The following is a 17,829-nucleotide window of genomic DNA, read 5'->3' on the forward strand; positions in this document are numbered from 1 at the left end:
ATGCGCCTGTTGGTTTGCTTGTCCCTGGCTGGCTGCCTGTCCGCCTGTGTGCTGACGCCCAAGCTGGACAGTCCGGCACTGCCCGTTCCTTCGCACTTTCCACTGCAGGAAGGGGCCGCGATGAAGTCAGGCGCTTCGTTGACGGCTGCAGCCCTGGGCTGGCGAACGATGTTCGGCGATCTGCGTTTGCAGCGGTTGATTGACCTGGCGCTGCAGAACAACCGTGATCTGCGTCTGGCTACGCTGAATGTCGAAGCCGCCCGGGCCATGTCACAGATTCAAATCGCCGGACGTTTTCCTTCCGTGTCCGCCGATGCAAGCGCCACTCGCGAGCGGGCCGCAGGCGTGAGCGGCCAGGGCAGCGAAAATCGCCAAGTCACTCAGCAGGTGGGGGTGAACGTGGGCATCAATGCGTTCGAGCTGGATCTGTTCGGACGTGTACGGGCACTTTCCGATGCCGCGCTGGCACGCTACTTCGCCAGTGAAAATGGCCGTGAAGCCGCTCAGATCATCCTGGTGAGTGCCGTTGCCGAGACGTATTTCGCACAGCAACTGGCCCGTGAGCAGTGCCAATTGGCCGAGCGCACACTCGCGGATTGGCGAGTGTCCCTGGAACTGGCTCGCCTGATGAAGACGTCGATGCAGAACAGTGAGCTGGACGTCGCCCAGGCCGAAAACCAGGTCGCACTGGCCGAAGCCGACTTGCAGGCACGTCAGCGTACACTTGCCAAGGCCGGCAACGCCCTGCAATTGATTGTCGGTGGCGAGCTGCCCAACGATCTGCCTTCGGCACTGCCGCTGGAACGGCAACCCGTCATCGCACGACTGCCCGCCGAACTGCGGGCTGACGTGCTCTTGACGCGTCCCGATGTGCGCCAGGCCGAACAACACCTTATCGCCAGCAACGCCAATATCGGCGCCGCGCGTGCGGCGTTCTTTCCGCGAATTTCACTGACCGCCTCTTTTGGTTATGCCAGCTCATCAATCGGCGACTTGTTCGACCCCTCGCGGCAGGTCTGGAGATTCGTGCCTCAGGTGACCCAGCCGCTGTTCCAGGCCGGGCAGCTGCGCGCCGAACTGGACCTGGCCAAGGTCCGTAAATCCGAAGCCATTGCCCTCTATGAGCGCACCCTTCAGACGGCTTTTCGGGAGGTCGCGGACGCCTTGGCCGGTACAGCGACATTCGATAGACAAATCGAAGCGCAACTACGTGCCGTAAAGACCGCGGAACGCCGCCTTGGGCTGTCAACCCTGCGCTATCAGGCGGGGCTGGATGGCAGGCTGGAGCTGCTGGACGCACAGCGTCTGCTCTACGCCGCACGCCAAGCGCTGTTGGAGTTGCGACGTGACGATATCGTCAACACAGTCGCACTGTACAAGTCTCTGGGAGGGGGTTTGCAGGACCGCAGCGGCGCAGCTATTGCCGCGCCGCAGGGTTGAGCTGATACGAGAAGCCATGGGCATGAACGCAAGGAGGCGTTGACGCTAAACGTCAACGCCTGCCCGGACTGCACCAGCCCTCAATGACGACTCAGAACGTCGCCCACACAATGAACTGCATGTAGGTGTTGGTGGAGGCGTCGCCGCTCTGCCGGCCACCGTTGCCCAGCCACTTCTCCGGTTTGTAGAAGCCAATCAGCGGCGACAGCATGATGTTCTCCGTGACCGCCCAATCCACAAAAAAATCGACCTCCTGCGCTGCGAAGTCCAGCTCATGGCGACGGGAAAGCTGGTGATAGTTGAACGCCATCGCATTAAGGGTCAACTTCTCGGTCGGCTTGACCGAAAGGAGCACGTCGTGGATCTCCATATTCGAGGTCACGGAGCCCGCATAATTAAGCCCGACTTCGCCCTGCAGGCGCTTGCGATAACCGCCCTGGAACAGGAAGTCCCAGCCTTCGGAGTAGCGCGAATAACGATAGCTGACGGTCGGTTGCCATGGCTTGTCGACAAAGGTGTAACCCGCGTCGAAGAACATCGCCCGCTGCGAGCCCGAACGCTTTTCCTGACGGGCCACTTCGAACGCAAAATCGGCGTTCTCGATCCCGGCATTGCCCTGCCCACGAATGCTGTAGACGTTCATGCCCTTGCGCTCAGCCCGATCTGCGAAGGCGTATTTCTCCTCCACATCCAGGCCGTGCACGTAGGTCGAACCGATAGAACCAAAGGGTGTGGTGTAATCGATGGTCCCCACTGCCAGTTCGGTCTTGGACTGCCCGGGGTTATCGGACTTCAACCAGATCACGCTGCCGTGCAACCCTTCCTTGCCGCCCAGCTTGAGTACCGCTGTGTTGCCGAACGCCAGGCGTTGGCCCAGGTAAAAGGCGCCACCCCGGTCGAACCGGCCATCACGCACGCCCTCGATGGGGCTGAACGCGTTACCTGCGTCGAATCCATCGTCGGTGATCAGAAAGCCGTCCACCGTGACAATCTGACGTCCGAAAGAGAAATCCACGCCATCCTTGCCGAGGGCGGGTAGCAGGTCGCCCGATCGCCAGCCCAGGAACGCGTCTTCCACAGCGGTGCGTCGCTCGTCGCCCGCCGTGGTCGCCCCGATGTCTCCATCGCCCCATGACCCGCTGCTTAGCAGGCTGAAGCCACCATAGACCGAACCGGCCACGATCTTGTCCGTGGAGCCGTTGAGTCCGTATTTAACGTAACCCTCCTGCCAATGCATGCCGCCGGGTTGTTTGTCTGGATCGCCCAGGTAGTTATGGGTGCTGCCATACCAGCCAAATGCAGCACCCAGGTCGGCATTCAAGACGGTTCCACCGCCCTCTTCGTTGTAAAGCGTGTAGGCGTTTGCCTGCCAGCCGACTGCACAGAGTGCAACCAGCGACAGCATTGGCGCGTAAGGGCGCATGCGCATGACGTCTCTCCTGTTTTTATTGTTGTGAGGCGAGACAGGAGTGTTCCGGCTTGGCGCAGGCATGCGGTAACCCAAATCAGCACCCTGCGAAGGGACTGTCGTCGCGCGGAGCCTGAACGGTGCAGGCACGCCCTCAACGGATTCAATGGTTGCCGTTTTGGGATATGGCCTGTGGGCGCGAGCGCCCTATGCTGGGCCCATAAGAACCATAAAAATCGAGGCGCCCGTCATGACCCCTTCGTCACGTTTCCCGTTGTTCCGTCAGGGGCTCTGTCTTCTGACCCTCATCGCCTGCAGTGCCTTGCCGCCTGTTGCCAGTGCCCACCACTCTTTCGCGCTGTTCGACCAGACCCAGACGCTCACGATCAAGGGCGTGGTCGAGCGCTTCGCCTGGACCAACCCGCACATCACGATCTACGTTGATGCCCCCGGCCCGCCGGCCCAGCGCTTCAAGATCGAGACGGGCAGTGTCAACGCGCTCAAGCGCACGGGCTGGACAGCCGACTCGATCAAGGCTGGCGATAACGCCGAAGTCTCCTTCAAACCGTTGAAGAACGGTGAACCCGGCGGGCTGCTGGTGGAGATCAAGATCGGTGACGTGGTGCTCTCGGGTGGCGGCTGAACCCAACCTCTCGCGAATGCGGCAATAACAGAACTGGGCAAACCAGCAACGTGGAGACATTTCAATGAAATCAGCACTCACTTCCCGCACAGCGATGATTTTCCTCGGGGTGGTGCTCGTCACCTTCACCGGGATGAGCAGCGCCGCGACAGCGTCGAAACCCCAAACCGACAAGCACAGCGTAGCCAAGCGGCCAGACATCAGCGGTACCTGGGAAAGAACCCCGGATGACTGGTTCGGCGAGAACCCGGACGACCCCGTGCATCCCGGTGGCCCAATGGACCTCAAGGCGCCCTACGCCGCCGAGTACGTTGAGCTCAAGAAAAAACAGGCGGTGGCCAACGAAGCCGGGACGCCGATTGCCACCACCAGTTCCAAGTGCCTGCCTGAAGGCATGCCGACCATGATGGCAGCCCTCTTCCCGATCCAGATCATTCACGACGACAAGCAAGTGATCGTCCTCGGCGAGTACCTGCAGCAGGTGCGGCGGATTCTGTTGAACCAGGCCATGCCGCCAATAGAAAAGCTCGACCCGCTGTATCAAGGTCATTCACGTGGCCACTGGGAAGGCGACACGCTGGTGGTCGAGACCCAGCGCGTGCGCACCGATGTACTTTTCTACGACGTGCCCCATGGGCCGGCGATGAAGATCACTGAACGCATCCGGTTGCGCGGCCCCGATCACCTGGAAAACCAGGTCCTGATCGAAGACCCGCAGGTACTCAATACCCCATATCGCTTCACGTTTGAGTACAAGCGCTCCAACTACGCCATCCAGGAGTACGTGTGCGAGAACAACCAGATCGTGATCGACAGCGAGGGCAAGGCATCCCTGAGCCTTGAGTGAAACCACCCCCCATCTCCTGCTGGAGCTTTACGAATGGAACGCCTGACACCCCTGAGCCTCTGCGTGGTGCTGTCGCTGTTCATCGCAGCGAACGCCCTCGCCGAGGTCCCGCACATGCCCACGGCGATCGCGGTACCGCCGTCCGACAAGGCGCCGCTGTCGTCGGCGACACGCCCGGGCACCGAATACAGTGACCTCGATCACTACGGCTACATCGAGCAAGAGTTCTACCTTCAAGGCGTTGCCCCGGCCATCACCGCCGCCGGCAAAACCGTGCTGGAAGCGCCTTACACCACGCGCATTCTGGTGCGCAAACCAGCGGACCCGGCGCGCTTCAATGGCACGGTGGTGATCGAGCCGTTCAGTTGGTTTGGCGAACGTGCCGCGGGCTGGATCCTGACCCGCGACTACCTGCTGCGGCGCGGCTACGCCTATGTCGGGTACACGCTGAATGTGAACAAGCCGCAGGTGGACCCCAAGTTCATCTCCGATACCCCGGCGGCCGAAGCCGAGCAGATCGCCCAGTACGGGCGCATCGTGAACTTCGAGTTCATGCGCCGCTTCGACTTTGCCCGCTATGCGCCGCTGGGCACCTACTACGACCCGGCACACTTCACGCGTGGCGCCGCGCCCGATCCGTTTGTGCCGCAGTCCCAGGGCATCGGCGCGCAACTGGCGTTGCTGCTTAAAACCAACGGTGCACAGAGCCCGCTGGAAGGCCTCGACGTGCAGCGCGTCTATGTGAATAGCTGGGCCGTCACCGCGCAAGTCTGGATGGACTATCTCGACCAGGGCCGTCACCAGCAATGGCGCATGCCCGACGACACACCGCTGATCGACGCCTACATGACCGGCCGCATGGCCTACGGAGAAGTGGGCGGCGACGTGATCCGAGTGCCCCGCCAGATGCCCGAAGGCGTGCCGTTCGTGACGGTCTTCAGCCAGTCCGAACTGCTGCACGACGTGATCGAAGGCATCCCCACGCCCCCGGACACCGACTCCCCGCAACTGCGCTACTACGAAGTCACCGGTATGCCCCACCTGCGCCTGGCCGACCTTGGCACCGAGCACACCGAACAGCTCGCTGCCGACGTCGGCAAGGGCGACGACCCACGCTGCCGGACGCTGTATGACGAACCGGTTGAATTGGTGGTCTCGGCACTGCTCGATGGCATGGACCAATGGGTGCGTGACGGTAAACCGATGCCCAAAGCGCCTCGGGTGATACGTGACGGCAAGGCGGTCGCCCGTGCGCCCGCTACCGGCAACCTGCAAGGCGGGGTGCGCCCGCCGTGGGTCCAGGTGCCCAGCGCCAGCTACCTCACCGATCAAGAGACCGGCTGCGGGCTGATCTACGACACCAAGGTGCCGTATTCCAAAGAAGTGCTGGGCAAGCGCTATGGAAACTTCAGCCGCTACGCACAGAAATTCGAAGACGCCAAAGCCGTTTCGATCAAGGAAGGGTACTTGCTGCCGGAGGATGCGGCGGGCCTGCATCCGATCGCAACCCCTCAAGATTTCTAACCCACTGCGGAAGAAAAGCCGATGTCATCTTCACTCATCATTGCCTGGATCTACGCGTCACCGTTGAGCACTGCGATCCGCGACATCCTGTGGGTGATCCCCACCGTGCAGAGCATTCATATCATCGCCATCACCGTGCTCTTCGGCTCGGCGCTGATTTCCGATCTACGCCTGGCGGGGGTGTTCGCCGGCGATGAGCCCTTGCGCGGCGTCGTACGCCGTTACTACCCGTGGATGCGCAATGCGCTGATCGTCCTGCTGTGTACCGGGTTGGTGATGATCATCGCCGAGCCCGACCGGGTGCTCGTCAACTCCACATTCTGGCTGAAGATGGTCCTGGTGGTGACGGCGTTCGGCCTGACCTGGCTGCTACGTCGCCCCCTGCTGCGCCCCGCAGGCCCTGCAGACCAGGACGACGCGTCACGTCCGGTCAAGGCATTTGCCTGGCTGTCGATCGGCCTGTGGTGCGTCGTGATCATCTGCGGTCGCTGGATCGCCTACACGATCTAAGCGTTTTCAACCAAGTTCTCAGGTACTCGCCATGGATATCCAACCCCTGCTGCAAGCTGTCCAGGACACCTCGGTCGCGACGTTAATTCGCGAATCAGGCTCGGCTTTTCCGATGCTTGAATCGGTGCACGTCATCGGCATTGCCATCGTCTACGGCACCATCGCCGTGGTGGACTTGCGCCTGCTTGGCGTGACCGCCCACCGGCGCGGCGCATTAAAGCTGATTCAGGATTTGCTGCCCTACACCTGGGTGGCATTCGTGACCTGCGTGATCACCGGTCTGCTGATGTTCTGCGCCAATGGCACGACGTATGTGCAGAACACCGCGTTCCTTTTCAAAATGGGCCTGTTGATGCTGGCAGGTATCAACATGGCGGTTTTCCATCTGGGCGCCTTTCGCCGCATTGCCGAATGGGACACCACGCTGCCGCCGCCCCGTCAGGCGCGTGTCGCCGGCTTCAGCTCGTTGCTGTTGTGGGCCGGCGTGGTCTTCCTCGGCCGCTGGATTGCGTTTCTCTGATGGCGCGCCCGAGCGCTGCAATCACGCAGGTGCGCCCACGCTCCGGCGGATGGGAGTCGCTGGCCCTGGTGCTGGCGACCCTGGCCGTCATCACCAGCGTGGCAGGCTATGTGCTGCTGCGCCCCGAACGTGTCGGCCCGCCCACCCCGTTGAGCTGGCAGGTGCGTTCCTTCGATGGCCTGGGTGCGGTCGATCAGGCCATTCACAGCGCATTGCTGCCGGCCGGTGAAGAAATCATCTGGGACAACAACGACACCGGCGGCTGGGTCAGCCTGGAGCGTGCCCAGGAATTGTTGCTGCCGCCCTTCTACCAGGATGCCTTCTGGAAGGCCAATGGCGAGGTGCATTGGCAGTTGGTTCTGCCCGGCACCCACCTGGCTCACAAGGGCGCTGAGGACGATGCCACGGTGGCGGACCCAACCGTCAGCGACGTGTCCAAAGCCACCCTGGGCCAGGGTGCGACGGTCTATTACGGCTCAGCCGGCCACGCGCCGGGCCAGAGCGCTTACCTGCTGATCATCGGGCATGCCCATGCCGGTGTGATGTGGGCCAACCAGGCGACGATCTGGGTCCACCGTGACCCGAACGCGCCCTACCCCGCCATCGTCAAGCCTGAATCCCTGGTCGGCGAGGGATGGCGGCAAGTCATCCCGTACGACGGCGCCAGCGAAATCGAACGCGTTAAAGGAACCCAGCCATGACTGTTGCCACGAAACACCGCGCCTTGTGGCGCCGTTGCATCGCGCTGTTGGTATTGATACCCGCCATCGCGCTCGCCGCCCCGGCTCTTGCGTCGGCGAAGAAGCTCAGGGTCGGCATCACGCTGCATCCCTACTACAGCTTTGTGGCCAATATCGTCGGCGATCGGGCAGAGGTCATTGCCCTGATCCCGGCAGAGGCCAACCCGCACAATTACCAGCCGCAGCCCGATGACATCACCCGCGCAATGAATATCGATGTGCTGGTGGTCAACGGCATCGGCCACGATGAGTGGGCCTCGCAGATCATCAAGGCCGCCGGCCGTACGGAAAACCTGCCGATTATCCAGGCCAATGCCACGGTGGCGCTGATTCCCATCGGCGGCGACCAGGAAGGCGTGAAGGTGGTCAATCCGCACACGTTCGTCTCCACCACGGCGGCGATACAACAGGTGTTCGAGATCGCGCGCCGGTTGGGTGAACTGGACCCGGACAACGCTACCGCGTATCGAAAAAACGCCCTGGCGTATGCCGGCCGTATCCGCGCGCTGCGCGCAGGCTTCATGACACGCTTCGCCGCACTGGACCTGTCTTCGTTCCGCTGCGCGACGACCCATGCCGGCTACGACTACATGATGCAGGAGTTCGGCCTGTTCGTTAGCGCCGTGATCGAGCCGCGCCACGGCGTCGCGCCAACGGCACGCCAACTGGCCAACACCATCGGGGCGATCAAGAAGGCCAACGTCAAAGTGCTGTTCGCCGAGAAGAACTTCTCCCTGGACCTGGCCAAACCCATCGAAGCGGCCACCGGCGTGAAGGTGTTCGCCCTGTCCCATATCACCGGCGATACCTACAGCGCGGACGAGTTCGAGGTGGCGATGCGCGAAAACCTCGAGACCCTGGCGCAAGCCGTTAAGTACACCCAGCAATGAACGCGCTGAGAGAGGAACACGCGATGCGCGGCCCCGCCATTGTGTTCGACAACGTCTCCCTGCGCCTGGGCGGCACGCAGGTGCTCGATCAGGTGAACATACGCATCGAAGCCGGCGCGTTGCATTGCCTGGTAGGCCCCAACGGCGGCGGCAAGACCTCACTGGTGCGTGCGCTGCTGGGCCAGATGCCGCATTCGGGCGCGATCCGGCTCGAGGGCCCATTCACCACGCCCCTGGGATATGTCCCGCAACTGCCCGACTTCGACCGCAACGTGCCGATGACGGTCAACGATCTCATGGCCCTGCTGGGTCAACGCCGCCCCGCCTTCCTGGGCGCAAGCCGCGCGGCCAAGGCGGCCAATGCCCAGGCCCTGGAGCGTACCGGCATGGCGGGGATGGGTAAAAAGCCGTTTGGCAGCCTGTCCGGCGGCCAGCGTCAGCGCGTGCTGCTGGCCCAGGCGATCAGCCCGGCGCCGTGGCTGTTGATCCTCGATGAACCGACCGCCGGGATCGACGAGGCCGGTGTGCGCCTGGTGGAGGCGCTGGTGGCCGAACTGAACGGCCGTGGGGTGACCATCCTGTGGATCAACCACGACCTCGAGCAGGTCAAGCGCATCGCGCAATCGGTGACCGTTATCAACCAGCGGGTGCTGTATCACGGCCCCGCCGACCAGATCGACAGCCGACTGGAGGTCATTCGATGAATGCCTTTTACGACTTTATCCGAGACCACCTCCAGGCGCTTGCCGCGAGCCACCTGTTGCCGCAACCGTTCGAATACGAGTTCGTGATCAATGCGTTGATGTGCTCGGTGCTGATCGGGCCGTTGCTGGGTGTGCTGGGTTCGATGGTAATGATCAAACGGATGGCGTTCTTCAGCCAGTCCGTGGGCAATGCAGCGATGACCGGCGTGGCCATCGGCGTGCTGATCGGCGAATCCTACACTTCGCCGTACTTCTCGATGTTCGGCTTCTGCCTGCTTTTTGCCCTGACCCTCAAGTACACGCAGCACCGCACCACCCTGGCCAATGACACGTTGATCGGCGTGTTCCTCTCCATCTCCCTGGCGGTCGGTGCTTCGTTGCTGCTGTTCGTGTCAGCGAAAATCAACACCCATGTGATGGAGGGTGTGCTGTTCGGCTCGATCCTGGCCGTTGACCACACCGACATGAACGTCCTGCTGGGCGTGACAGTGATTTGCACCCTGATCGGGCTGCCGCTGTACAACGGCATGCTGCTCTCCAGCCTCAATCCAAGCCTGGCCCATGCGCGCGGCGTGAAGGTGCGCAGCGTCGAGTACCTGTTCGTGGTGCTGGTCACCCTGGTCACGGTCGCCTGCCTGAAGATCATCGGCGCCGTGCTGGTCGAGGCCCTGCTGCTGATACCGGCAGCGGCCGCCCGCAACATCAGCCGCTCTCTGCCGGGCCTGGTCACGTGGGCCGTGGTGATTGCGACCTTTTCCTGCGTGGTCGGAATCCTGGCACCGATGCAGTTCCATATTCCCGTCCCCACGGGCGGCGCCATCGTGATCGTCGCGGCCCTGGTGTTCGTGTTTACCACCATCATTCGCGGCACCGCGCCGCAATTCAGAGGGGCCAGCGTATGACACGGTTCAACTCATTTGTTCGGCCTTGCCTGGTGCTGCTGGCATTGCTGGCGGGCGTCGCGCCGTCGGCTTTTGCGCAGGTCGACCAGCAACGAGTGCTGGTCGCCCTGCCGGCGGTGTATGCGCTCACCTCGGCGCTCGGCGAAGGTACACACATCGAGGTCGTACGTGTACCGCTGGACGCCGCCACGCCCATGGAAAGCCAGGCCAACGCACTGTCACGCCTGGACCCCGCCGTGTTCCAGAATGCCGTCGCCGTGGTCACCCTGAGCAGCCTGTGGCGCGCCGACCCGCTGTACGCGACGGCCCGTCGGCACAACCTGCGGATCGTCGAAATCGATGCATCGCATTCATGGGACGGCCTCAAGCCCGGCGTGGCCGTCACACGCGTGCCCGCGAACGATGTGCCCTGGGCCGGCGCCCGTAACGCCGAAGCGGGCCCCTCGCCTTACGCCTGGTTGAGCCCCATCAATGCCATGCGCATGTCCGCGCTGATTGCCGCCGACCTGGCACGCCTCTCGCCGAGCGACGCGCCCCGGATCACTCGCAACCTCGCCGCGCTCGACGGCCGCATACGCCAACTCAAGGCTGATTACGGCGACCGGCTGCTGAAAGTGCCGGACCTGCGCGTGCTGTCGCTGAGCAGCGAGCCGGTGTATCTGCTCGGCGAGTTCGGCGTGTATGTGGACGGTTGGTTCGTGCGCCAGGACATCGACTGGACGGACGCTGACCGCAGCGCCCTGAGCCGCTACCTGCGCGAGCGTGATATCCGCGTGGTGGTCCACAAGTGGGCGCCTGACGCCGGGATTGTAAAGGCCATCGAGGACGGCGGCGCACGCCTGCTGATCCTGGATATCGGCAACCCCGGCCTGCTCGCCAACACCGCCAGCAGCTACGAGGCGCTGCTGAGTTCGAACCTGGACGCGTTGCTCGCGGCCTTCGCTGGCGTTCAAGCAGCCACGCCCCAGTGATCACTTTGACCATGGAGACTCAAACGCTATGAAACCGCGAAATCTGACCCACCCGATCCTGCTGGCAAGTGCACTGCTGTTCTGCCAGGCCGCCCTGGCCCATGGCCCCGTGTTTGACTGCTATATCGAGCACGATGACACGGTGAAGTGTGAAGCGGGCTTTACCGACGGCAGTTCCGCCGTGGGCAAGAAAATCCATGTCCAGGACACCAGCAACAAGCTGCTGCTCGAAGGCACGGTCGACAAAGACAACACCTACACCTTCAAGGCCCCCACCGGCGCGTACTCCGTTGAGTTCATAGGCGGCGAAAACCACGGCGCCACGATCCAGTCTTCCGACATTACACAGTGAAATCGACCATGCCGATCAAACGACGATTGCTTCAAGCCCTTGCCGCCGCGACCTTCGGGGGCGTGACCTGCGCCGCGCAAGCCCACTTCCAGATGCTCTACCTCGACGAAACGGCGCTGCAACGTGCGGCCGACCTGGAGTTCGCGATCGTATTCACGCACCCGTTCTCCGGCGGGCCGACGATGAACATGGGCGAGCCCCGCGCGTTCAACCTTGTCGGCGCCCACGGCGGAGAAAAAACCGACCTGCGCCAGTACCTGCACCCTGTGCAATGGCAAAGTCGCGATAAACCGGCGGCCTCCTACCGCGCGTCGATTCCACGGGAGCTGGTGCGCTCATTGGGCGACCATATTTTCGTACTCGAACCTGAGCCGTATCTGGAAAACGAGGAAGGCGTCTACATCCAGCAGTTCACCAAACTCATCGTGAACGTGGGCGGCGTCCCCGGCGACTGGTCGGAGCCCCAGGGGCTGGCGGTCGAGATTCAACCTCTCAACAAGCCGTATGCAAACTGGACGGGCGGTGTGTTCCGAGGCGTGGTGCTGGCGGACGGCAAACCCGTGCCGTTCGCCGAAATAGAGATCGAGTACGTCAACCATTCTGTCGACATCAAGAACAACGCCTTTGGCCAGCAGGACTATGTCAAGGCGCCCCAGGCTTCATTCAAATCCTTGAGTACGTATTCGGACGCCCAGGGTGTCGTGACGATCGGCCTGCCACGGGCAGGCTGGTGGGGCATTGCAGCGCTTAACGTCGGTTCGACCAAAACCTATAAGGGCAAACCGTTGTCTCAGGATGCGGTGCTGTGGGTGCAGGTCAAGGACATGAAATAACCTGCTTCAGTTGCCGCTGACACAGCCAGTGGGAGGGAGCTTGCCCCCGATGACGGCCTCAGAGCCGACCAGGATGTTGTGTCGATGTAGCGCCCACCGTAACCACGATGCGAAGCGAGTCGCTCTTGATCTTGATCTGGCTTTTGATCTCAGGCGCCCCGTTAAACCACGCTGGCCGAACGCAGGCTTGAATCCGTGGGCAACCCGGCAGGACGCCGGGTTAGCCGCCCCGCGCCATGGATGGCGCGTGGCGGCGGCCCACGGATTCAAGCCTGCGTTCGGGCACACCGAGCCTAAGCGAGGTGCCGAGTGGTGGGGCAAGAGCGTTTTGCTTACTTTTGCGCTTTTCAAAAGTGAGCCGCCGTCAGGGCGGAACCCTAAGTGGCCGTTACCGCAGAAACGGATATGTACTCGACTGATCCAGCATCCTGGTCGGCCCAGAGGCCGCCATCGGGGGCAAGCCCCCTCCCACATTTGAGCCAGGATCGACTCAAAATCCTGGTCGGCTCTGAGGCCGCCATCGGGAGCAAGCCCCCTCCCACATTTGGGCCAGGAACGCTGTAAATAGATACCTATGCTGACGGGGCCGAAGTCGCCAGGCTCTCAAGGAAGTCGATGACCAGCCGGTTGAACGTATCGCCTTGATCGTCATGTACATAATGGCTGGCGTCCGCGACTTCGGCGGTGCGCACCTGTGCATTGCAGTCGCGCATCGCTTGCAGCGTTGCCGCCGGCAAAAAGTCCGAGCGTGCGCCGCGGATAAACAGGGTCGGGCAATCCAGGGCGCGCACCGCCGGCCACAAGTCCGTCGGTTCGATGCTCAGGCGCGCCTCGGCGATGCCTTGCTGATCGTGGCGCCAAATGATCGCGCCCTCGCTCTCCTTCATCGAATGCGCCAGGCGTGACGCCAGGCCCTGCTCCGACAAGCCCGGGCGGGACGCTTGCCAGAAAGCGCGGGCGGCTTGCCAGTCGTCGAACCGCAGGGGGGTCTGGTTCATCTCGCGGCGGATGCGCGCCGCACCGTCGCCCTGGCTCGACGACCCGGGGCCGATGTCTTCGATGATCAAGCCCATCAAGCGTCCCGGTGCCTGCCGTGCGTACTCAAGGGCATTGGCGCCGCCCAGCGAATGCCCCAGCAACACGAAGCGCTGCAAGCCGACATGGGCGACGAAGTCCTGCAGGTCCTCGACATAGGATTGCGTGTGATAGCTCGCGGCCGGGCCCCAGTCACTCAGGCCGCGACCGCGCTGGTCGAGCGCGTAGACACAATAACCGGCACCCAGGGCCTCGACCAGCGACTCCCAGGTCTGTGCATAGGCGCGCAAGCCATGCAACAACACCAGCGGCACGCCGCTCGGGTCGCCCCACCGTAGAAAATGCAAACGCAAGCCGGTGCGATTGATGAAAAAGCGGCTGTCTGGGGACATGGGTTTGCTCCGTAAGTACAGTTAAGATTTTCCTGTAGAAGCGAGCTTGCTCGCGAAAAACGCACAGGCGACGCATGCATCCAGGAAGCACGCGTTATCGTTGACGTTTTTCGCGAGCAAGCTCGCTCCTACAGTGGCATCAGGGGCCTGGGTCGACTTAGAAACGATCGAAGCGATAAGGGCTTGGATCGATGATGGGGGTGTGCCCGCTGACGATATCCGCCGCCAGGTGACCCGCCGCCGGTGAAGTACCAAAGCCGTGCCCGGAAAAACCGGTCGCCACGGTCAGGCCGGGAATCTGTGCGACCGGGCCTATTACCGGGTTGGAATCCGGAGTCACGTCGATAGTGCCGGCCCAGTTTTGGGCGATCCGGGCTTGCTCGAATACCGGCCAGGCCGCCTTGAGGTTGTTCATCGCATCATTGTTGAGCCGCGGGTTGGCGGCGGGGTCTTGCATGCGTACACGTTCGAACGGGCTGATGCTGTCGGCCGACCAACGCCTGGGCAGCGCCAGGTCGTTGAAAAAATACTTGCCCAGCGACACGTTCAACACGCTGCGCTGCGCACGAAATTGCGGCATGTATTGCTTGGCAAGCAACAGGTGATCGAGGGTCAGAAAAGCGTCCAGCTTGCCTCGCTGAGTAACGATGAAACCGCCATCCTTGTGTTTGCGAAACGAAAAGTCCGGTGCACCCACGGCAATTTCCGTCGGGCCCTCCATCGGGTGGGTACGCAACACCGAGCAGGTCAAGGCCAGGGTCGGCAATGACACCCCGAGGTTACCCAAGAAGCGCCGCGACCACATACCGCCTGCGAGCAATACCTGGTCGCAGCGGATCTCGCCTTTTTCCGTGACCACGCCACTGACTTTGCCGGCAGACATCTGCAACGTACGCACCGCACACTGCTCGATGATGACCACGCCCAGGGCCATCGCGGCCTTGGCAATCGCGCTGCTGGCCAGTGTCGGTTCCGCACGCGCGTCGGACGGCGTGTAGATGCCGCCGGACCAATTGCCCGCGCCGCCCGGCACCAACTGTTCGATCTCGCGTTTGCTCAGCATCCGAGAATCAAGGGACAGGTGGTCGACCGACTTGAGCCAGCCTTCATGCATGGCCAGCTGCGTGTCGTTGCGGGCGACGAACATGATGCCCTCTTGCCGGTAGCCCACATCCGCACCCACACGCTCAGGCATTTGTGCCCACAAGCGGTCTGCGGCCAGGGCCAGCGGGATATCGTGTGCGTGGCGGCTGGTCTTGCGCACCCAGCCCAGGTTGCGTGAGGACTGCTCGCCGGCGATACGGCCTTTTTCCAGCACCACTACCGGAATATTGCGTTCGGCCAGCGTCAGCGCAGCCGTCAGGCCAATGATGCCGCCGCCGATAATGACGACGCTGGTCGCAGTGGGAAACTCGGTGGACGTATTCACGGGCGCAATCGTCGGGGCCATGATCAAGACTCGATAAGCAATAGAGGTCAGCCGCGCACACGCACGGCCGCATAACGGGTTACTGCGACAGGCGAATGACTTCGACTTGCGCCTTGGAAGCGTTGCGATAAGCCGTCACTTCCAGTTCCACCTTGTAGACCGTCGAGCCCAGCGGCGGGCACGTGACGGTGCTGGCCGGGTCGACGCCGCGAAACTTTTCGCCGATCAAGGCCATTACCGCCGGCACGTCCTTGGGCTCCTGGATGAACACCCGCGAGCACACCACATCCGCCAGGCTGGCATCGACTGCCTTCAAGGCCGACTCGATGTTGGCGAACACCTGGTGCGTCTGCTCGAGGATATCTTCGGGGATCAGCTTGGTTTGCGGGTTGCGGCCGGCGGTGTTGGACACATAGATCCAGTTGTCCACCACCACCAGGCGCGAATAGCTGGCCTGATCTTCAAACGGGGAACCGGTCTTGAGCTTGATGATTTTTGTCATGTCGAAGGTCTCGTCAGTTGTAAAAAGGAATGGCTCAGCGCAGCTCCGGGGTTTCCCACAGATTCAACTTCACGCCGATGCCTCTTTCGATCGCATTGCGGTACACCACCGTGCCCCAGGCCACGTCTTCGACCGGCATGCCGCCGACCGACATGATGATGATTTCTTCATCGTTGCGACGGCCCCGGGCATCGCCGGCGATGATCTTGCCGATGTCTTCAAGCTCATGGAGCTGCATCTTGCCTTCGGCGATCATGTCCATGAACCGCACGCCAATCACCGGCACGTTGTGGTGCGCAGGCTTGGGCAGTTCTTCGAACCAGGCTTCGTAAAGGCCGGTGTTGTCCAGCACCTTGCGCACGTCGGCGCGCTCCATGCCTTCGTCCAGCGAGCAGGCCGCCGGCATCGCCATGAAGCAACCCGGCTTGACCCACTCGCGCTTCACAATTGGGTACTTTGAGGGGTCGCCCGTCTCACCGGAGCTACAATAAGTAACAAGGTCGGAATCACGGACCACCTCTTCGAGGCTGTCGACCACTTTAATCGTGGTGATCTGCGGGTAGGTGTCCTTCACCCAGGCAAGAAAATCATTCAGGCTCTTCTCGCCACGGCCCTTGATTTTCAAGGTATCGATTAATGGGCAAACGGCGATGAATGCGGCGAGCGTGGTCTTGCCCATCACGCCCGGGCCGAGCAGGCCGACCACTTTCGAGTCCTTGCGCGCCAGGTGGCGCGCGCCCACACCGGGGATCGCACCGGTGCGATAGGCCGACAGCAGGTTGGCGGACATATGCGCCAACGGTGCTCCGGTGTCGGGGTCGTTGAGGGTGAACATCAGGATCGAGCGAGGCAGGCCCTTGTCGCGGTTGGCAATATTGGAGCCGTACCATTTGACGCCTGCGGTGCAGAAACTGCCGCCCAGGTAGGCCGGCATCGCCATCATGCGCCGGTCAGCGGTGGGCTTGGGCATGTTCGGGAACGGCGATTCCTTCGGGAATATCACCATTGCGCCGTGGGAATCGTTGTTCGGGCCAGCCATGCGATAGTCGCCGCTATACAGCAGCGCGAACATCTCTTCCATGGTGTTCACACAGGCGAGCATGTCGGTCACGCCGGCGCGGATCATGTCCTGCTCGGACAAGTAGATGAAGTCTATTTTTGTAGTAATGGACATAATTATTCTCGGACTGAAGGTGATATCACCGCGGTAGGCGCGGCTCCACGCTATCGACCTTGAGTATCAGCGGGCGAACCTGGGCGGTATTGTAAATTTCGGACATCGACATCTATTCCGCGCGCAGGAATTGGCGCGATAAATGCGTGATTATTCGCGCATAACGCCCTTTGAAGGTCCGGTCATGGTCAACCTGTTTGCGCCGACGCTGAAGCACCACACTGCATACGAACAACCCTGGTTCGTACTCAATTCATCGCGCTATTCGGTAATGCCTTCGGATCACCCGGCGATCTCGCATTTTTACGCCTTCGACGTTGCCCACTCGGCCGACCTGCTGGCGGTTCCGGATGGCTGTGTGGACATCGTGTTCGACTGTGACCCCACGCGCCCCAGCGTGAGGATTTGCGGCACGCCGTTGGTGGCGCAGCGCGTGGAGTTGCTGCAGGGTCATCATTATTTTGGCGTGCGCTTTTCGCCGGGGGTGATTCCCGGCTTTATCACCGTAATGGCCGAGGACCTGACCGAACGGGAATGGGACCTGCTGGAGGTGTCTGCGTTTGCTCAGCGCATTTTCGAGAGCATCGTCCAGGCCCCGCAGTTGCAGGAGCAAATGAAGCTGTTCAACGACTATCTGATCCCGCGCCTGATGGGCAGGACCTCGAAGTTGACGGCCATGGTCATTCAACAGGCGCTCGCCCATCGCGGCGACCTGCGCATCCAGCAGCTGGAACACCTCAGTGGCTACACCAGCCGCACCATTCATCGTCAGTTCAGCCAGGACACGGGCTTGTCGCCCAAGACCTTCTGCCGGATCATCCGCTGCCAGGCGGCGCTGGAAACCCTCAATACCCAACACGATGTGTCGTTCTCGGAACTGGCCCTGGATCTGGGCTTTTCCGATCAGTCGCACTTCCTGCGCGACTTCAAGAAACTGGTCAGTACCACGCCCTGCGAATACCAACGCAAAATGCTGCGAAACGCCTATAACGACCGCATCTGCTTCGCCTGAA

The 17,829-nt window shown here is 62.0% G+C and carries 19 protein-coding genes; 14 read left to right on the plus strand and 5 right to left on the minus strand.

Features of this window, described 5'->3' with window-relative positions:
* Positions 1-1,440 (plus strand): efflux transporter outer membrane subunit, encoded by a 1,440-nt coding sequence (locus BOP93_RS13410; RefSeq protein ID WP_104503010.1) that lies wholly within the window; start codon positions 1-3, stop codon positions 1,438-1,440.
* Positions 1,441-1,531: 91 nt separating this feature from the next.
* Here the strand turns inward: BOP93_RS13410 and BOP93_RS13415 are convergent, their stop codons facing one another.
* Positions 1,532-2,869: a hypothetical protein gene (locus BOP93_RS13415; protein WP_104503011.1), complete on the minus strand. Its 1,338-nt coding sequence runs from the start codon at positions 2,867-2,869 to the stop codon at positions 1,532-1,534.
* Between the two features lie 229 nt (positions 2,870-3,098).
* Between BOP93_RS13415 and BOP93_RS13420 the strand changes: the two genes are divergently transcribed.
* The 12 genes from BOP93_RS13420 (at position 3,099) to BOP93_RS13475 (ending at position 12,284) form a co-directional block, all read left to right on the plus strand.
* Entirely contained in the window at positions 3,099-3,491 is a 393-nt protein-coding gene (locus tag BOP93_RS13420) for a DUF6152 family protein (protein ID WP_104503012.1), read from the plus strand.
* A 64-nt stretch (positions 3,492-3,555) separates the two neighbouring features.
* Positions 3,556-4,338 (plus strand): hypothetical protein, encoded by a 783-nt coding sequence (locus BOP93_RS13425; RefSeq protein ID WP_065933288.1) that lies wholly within the window; start codon positions 3,556-3,558, stop codon positions 4,336-4,338.
* Positions 4,339-4,371: 33 nt separating this feature from the next.
* Entirely contained in the window at positions 4,372-5,862 is a 1,491-nt protein-coding gene (locus tag BOP93_RS13430; protein WP_104503013.1) for an alpha/beta hydrolase domain-containing protein, read from the plus strand.
* Positions 5,863-5,883: 21 nt separating this feature from the next.
* On the plus strand, positions 5,884-6,372 hold the full coding sequence (locus BOP93_RS13435; RefSeq protein ID WP_104503014.1) for a DUF6644 family protein: 489 nt from the start codon (positions 5,884-5,886) through the stop codon (positions 6,370-6,372).
* Positions 6,373-6,403: 31 nt separating this feature from the next.
* On the plus strand, positions 6,404-6,892 hold the full coding sequence (locus BOP93_RS13440; RefSeq protein ID WP_104503015.1) for a DUF6644 family protein: 489 nt from the start codon (positions 6,404-6,406) through the stop codon (positions 6,890-6,892).
* Positions 6,892-7,593, plus strand: coding sequence for a DUF6162 family protein (locus BOP93_RS13445; RefSeq protein ID WP_104503016.1), 702 nt, complete (start codon positions 6,892-6,894; stop codon positions 7,591-7,593). The genes BOP93_RS13440 and BOP93_RS13445 overlap by 1 nt, the downstream gene beginning before the upstream one ends.
* Positions 7,590-8,522 (plus strand): metal ABC transporter solute-binding protein, Zn/Mn family, encoded by a 933-nt coding sequence (locus tag BOP93_RS13450; protein WP_104503017.1) that lies wholly within the window; start codon positions 7,590-7,592, stop codon positions 8,520-8,522. Before BOP93_RS13445 ends, BOP93_RS13450 begins: the two co-directional genes overlap by 4 nt.
* A 23-nt stretch (positions 8,523-8,545) precedes the next feature.
* A complete protein-coding gene (locus BOP93_RS13455) occupies positions 8,546-9,226 on the plus strand; it encodes a metal ABC transporter ATP-binding protein (protein WP_237140353.1) in 681 nt (226 codons plus the stop codon).
* Positions 9,223-10,128, plus strand: a complete 906-nt coding sequence (locus BOP93_RS13460) for a metal ABC transporter permease (protein WP_065933293.1) — start codon at positions 9,223-9,225, stop codon at positions 10,126-10,128. The genes BOP93_RS13455 and BOP93_RS13460 overlap by 4 nt, the downstream gene beginning before the upstream one ends.
* Positions 10,125-11,099, plus strand: coding sequence for a metal ABC transporter solute-binding protein, Zn/Mn family (locus tag BOP93_RS13465; protein ID WP_237140354.1), 975 nt, complete (start codon positions 10,125-10,127; stop codon positions 11,097-11,099). Before BOP93_RS13460 ends, BOP93_RS13465 begins: the two co-directional genes overlap by 4 nt.
* Before the next feature lie 28 nt (positions 11,100-11,127).
* Complete coding sequence (locus BOP93_RS13470) at positions 11,128-11,451, plus strand: hypothetical protein (RefSeq protein ID WP_065885639.1); 324 nt, start codon at positions 11,128-11,130, stop codon at positions 11,449-11,451.
* A gap of 8 nt (positions 11,452-11,459) precedes the next feature.
* Positions 11,460-12,284, plus strand: coding sequence for a DUF4198 domain-containing protein (locus tag BOP93_RS13475; RefSeq protein ID WP_104503018.1), 825 nt, complete (start codon positions 11,460-11,462; stop codon positions 12,282-12,284).
* A gap of 572 nt (positions 12,285-12,856) precedes the next feature.
* Here the strand turns inward: BOP93_RS13475 and BOP93_RS13485 are convergent.
* The 4 genes from BOP93_RS13485 to BOP93_RS13500 form a co-directional block, all read right to left on the minus strand.
* Entirely contained in the window at positions 12,857-13,711 is an 855-nt protein-coding gene (locus BOP93_RS13485; protein WP_104503019.1) for an alpha/beta fold hydrolase, read from the minus strand.
* 157 nt (positions 13,712-13,868) lie between these two features.
* Positions 13,869-15,161, minus strand: a complete 1,293-nt coding sequence (locus BOP93_RS13490; protein WP_104503020.1) for an NAD(P)/FAD-dependent oxidoreductase — start codon at positions 15,159-15,161, stop codon at positions 13,869-13,871.
* Positions 15,162-15,219: 58 nt separating this feature from the next.
* Entirely contained in the window at positions 15,220-15,642 is a 423-nt protein-coding gene (locus tag BOP93_RS13495; protein WP_104503021.1) for a RidA family protein, read from the minus strand.
* 34 nt (positions 15,643-15,676) lie between these two features.
* Positions 15,677-16,816, minus strand: a complete 1,140-nt coding sequence (locus BOP93_RS13500) for a tyramine oxidase subunit B (RefSeq protein WP_104503022.1) — start codon at positions 16,814-16,816, stop codon at positions 15,677-15,679.
* A 184-nt stretch (positions 16,817-17,000) separates the two neighbouring features.
* Between BOP93_RS13500 and BOP93_RS13505 the strand changes: the two genes are divergently transcribed.
* Entirely contained in the window at positions 17,001-17,828 is an 828-nt protein-coding gene (locus tag BOP93_RS13505; protein WP_104505286.1) for an AraC family transcriptional regulator, read from the plus strand.
* Position 17,829: the final 1 nt, after the last annotated feature.

It is taken from the genome of Pseudomonas orientalis (genome assembly GCF_002934065.1).
GTDB lineage: Bacteria > Pseudomonadota > Gammaproteobacteria > Pseudomonadales > Pseudomonadaceae > Aquipseudomonas > Aquipseudomonas orientalis_A.

Coding starts and splice junctions, on each gene's coding strand:
- BOP93_RS13470 (WP_065885639.1), top strand. CDS start 11,128: ATGAAACCGCGAAATCTGACCCACCCGATCCTGCTGGCAAGTGCACTG.
- BOP93_RS13450 (WP_104503017.1), top strand. CDS start 7,590: ATGACTGTTGCCACGAAACACCGCGCCTTGTGGCGCCGTTGCATCGCG.
- BOP93_RS13410 (WP_104503010.1), top strand. CDS start 1: ATGCGCCTGTTGGTTTGCTTGTCCCTGGCTGGCTGCCTGTCCGCCTGT.
- BOP93_RS13505 (WP_104505286.1), top strand. CDS start 17,001: ATGGTCAACCTGTTTGCGCCGACGCTGAAGCACCACACTGCATACGAA.
- BOP93_RS13415 (WP_104503011.1), bottom strand. CDS start 2,869: ATGCGCATGCGCCCTTACGCGCCAATGCTGTCGCTGGTTGCACTCTGT.
- BOP93_RS13460 (WP_065933293.1), top strand. CDS start 9,223: ATGAATGCCTTTTACGACTTTATCCGAGACCACCTCCAGGCGCTTGCC.
- BOP93_RS13440 (WP_104503015.1), top strand. CDS start 6,404: ATGGATATCCAACCCCTGCTGCAAGCTGTCCAGGACACCTCGGTCGCG.
- BOP93_RS13495 (WP_104503021.1), bottom strand. CDS start 15,642: ATGACAAAAATCATCAAGCTCAAGACCGGTTCCCCGTTTGAAGATCAG.
- BOP93_RS13465 (WP_237140354.1), top strand. CDS start 10,125: ATGACACGGTTCAACTCATTTGTTCGGCCTTGCCTGGTGCTGCTGGCA.
- BOP93_RS13490 (WP_104503020.1), bottom strand. CDS start 15,161: ATGGCCCCGACGATTGCGCCCGTGAATACGTCCACCGAGTTTCCCACT.
- BOP93_RS13475 (WP_104503018.1), top strand. CDS start 11,460: ATGCCGATCAAACGACGATTGCTTCAAGCCCTTGCCGCCGCGACCTTC.
- BOP93_RS13500 (WP_104503022.1), bottom strand. CDS start 16,816: ATGTCCATTACTACAAAAATAGACTTCATCTACTTGTCCGAGCAGGAC.
- BOP93_RS13445 (WP_104503016.1), top strand. CDS start 6,892: ATGGCGCGCCCGAGCGCTGCAATCACGCAGGTGCGCCCACGCTCCGGC.
- BOP93_RS13430 (WP_104503013.1), top strand. CDS start 4,372: ATGGAACGCCTGACACCCCTGAGCCTCTGCGTGGTGCTGTCGCTGTTC.
- BOP93_RS13455 (WP_237140353.1), top strand. CDS start 8,546: ATGCGCGGCCCCGCCATTGTGTTCGACAACGTCTCCCTGCGCCTGGGC.
- BOP93_RS13485 (WP_104503019.1), bottom strand. CDS start 13,711: ATGTCCCCAGACAGCCGCTTTTTCATCAATCGCACCGGCTTGCGTTTG.
- BOP93_RS13435 (WP_104503014.1), top strand. CDS start 5,884: ATGTCATCTTCACTCATCATTGCCTGGATCTACGCGTCACCGTTGAGC.
- BOP93_RS13420 (WP_104503012.1), top strand. CDS start 3,099: ATGACCCCTTCGTCACGTTTCCCGTTGTTCCGTCAGGGGCTCTGTCTT.
- BOP93_RS13425 (WP_065933288.1), top strand. CDS start 3,556: ATGAAATCAGCACTCACTTCCCGCACAGCGATGATTTTCCTCGGGGTG.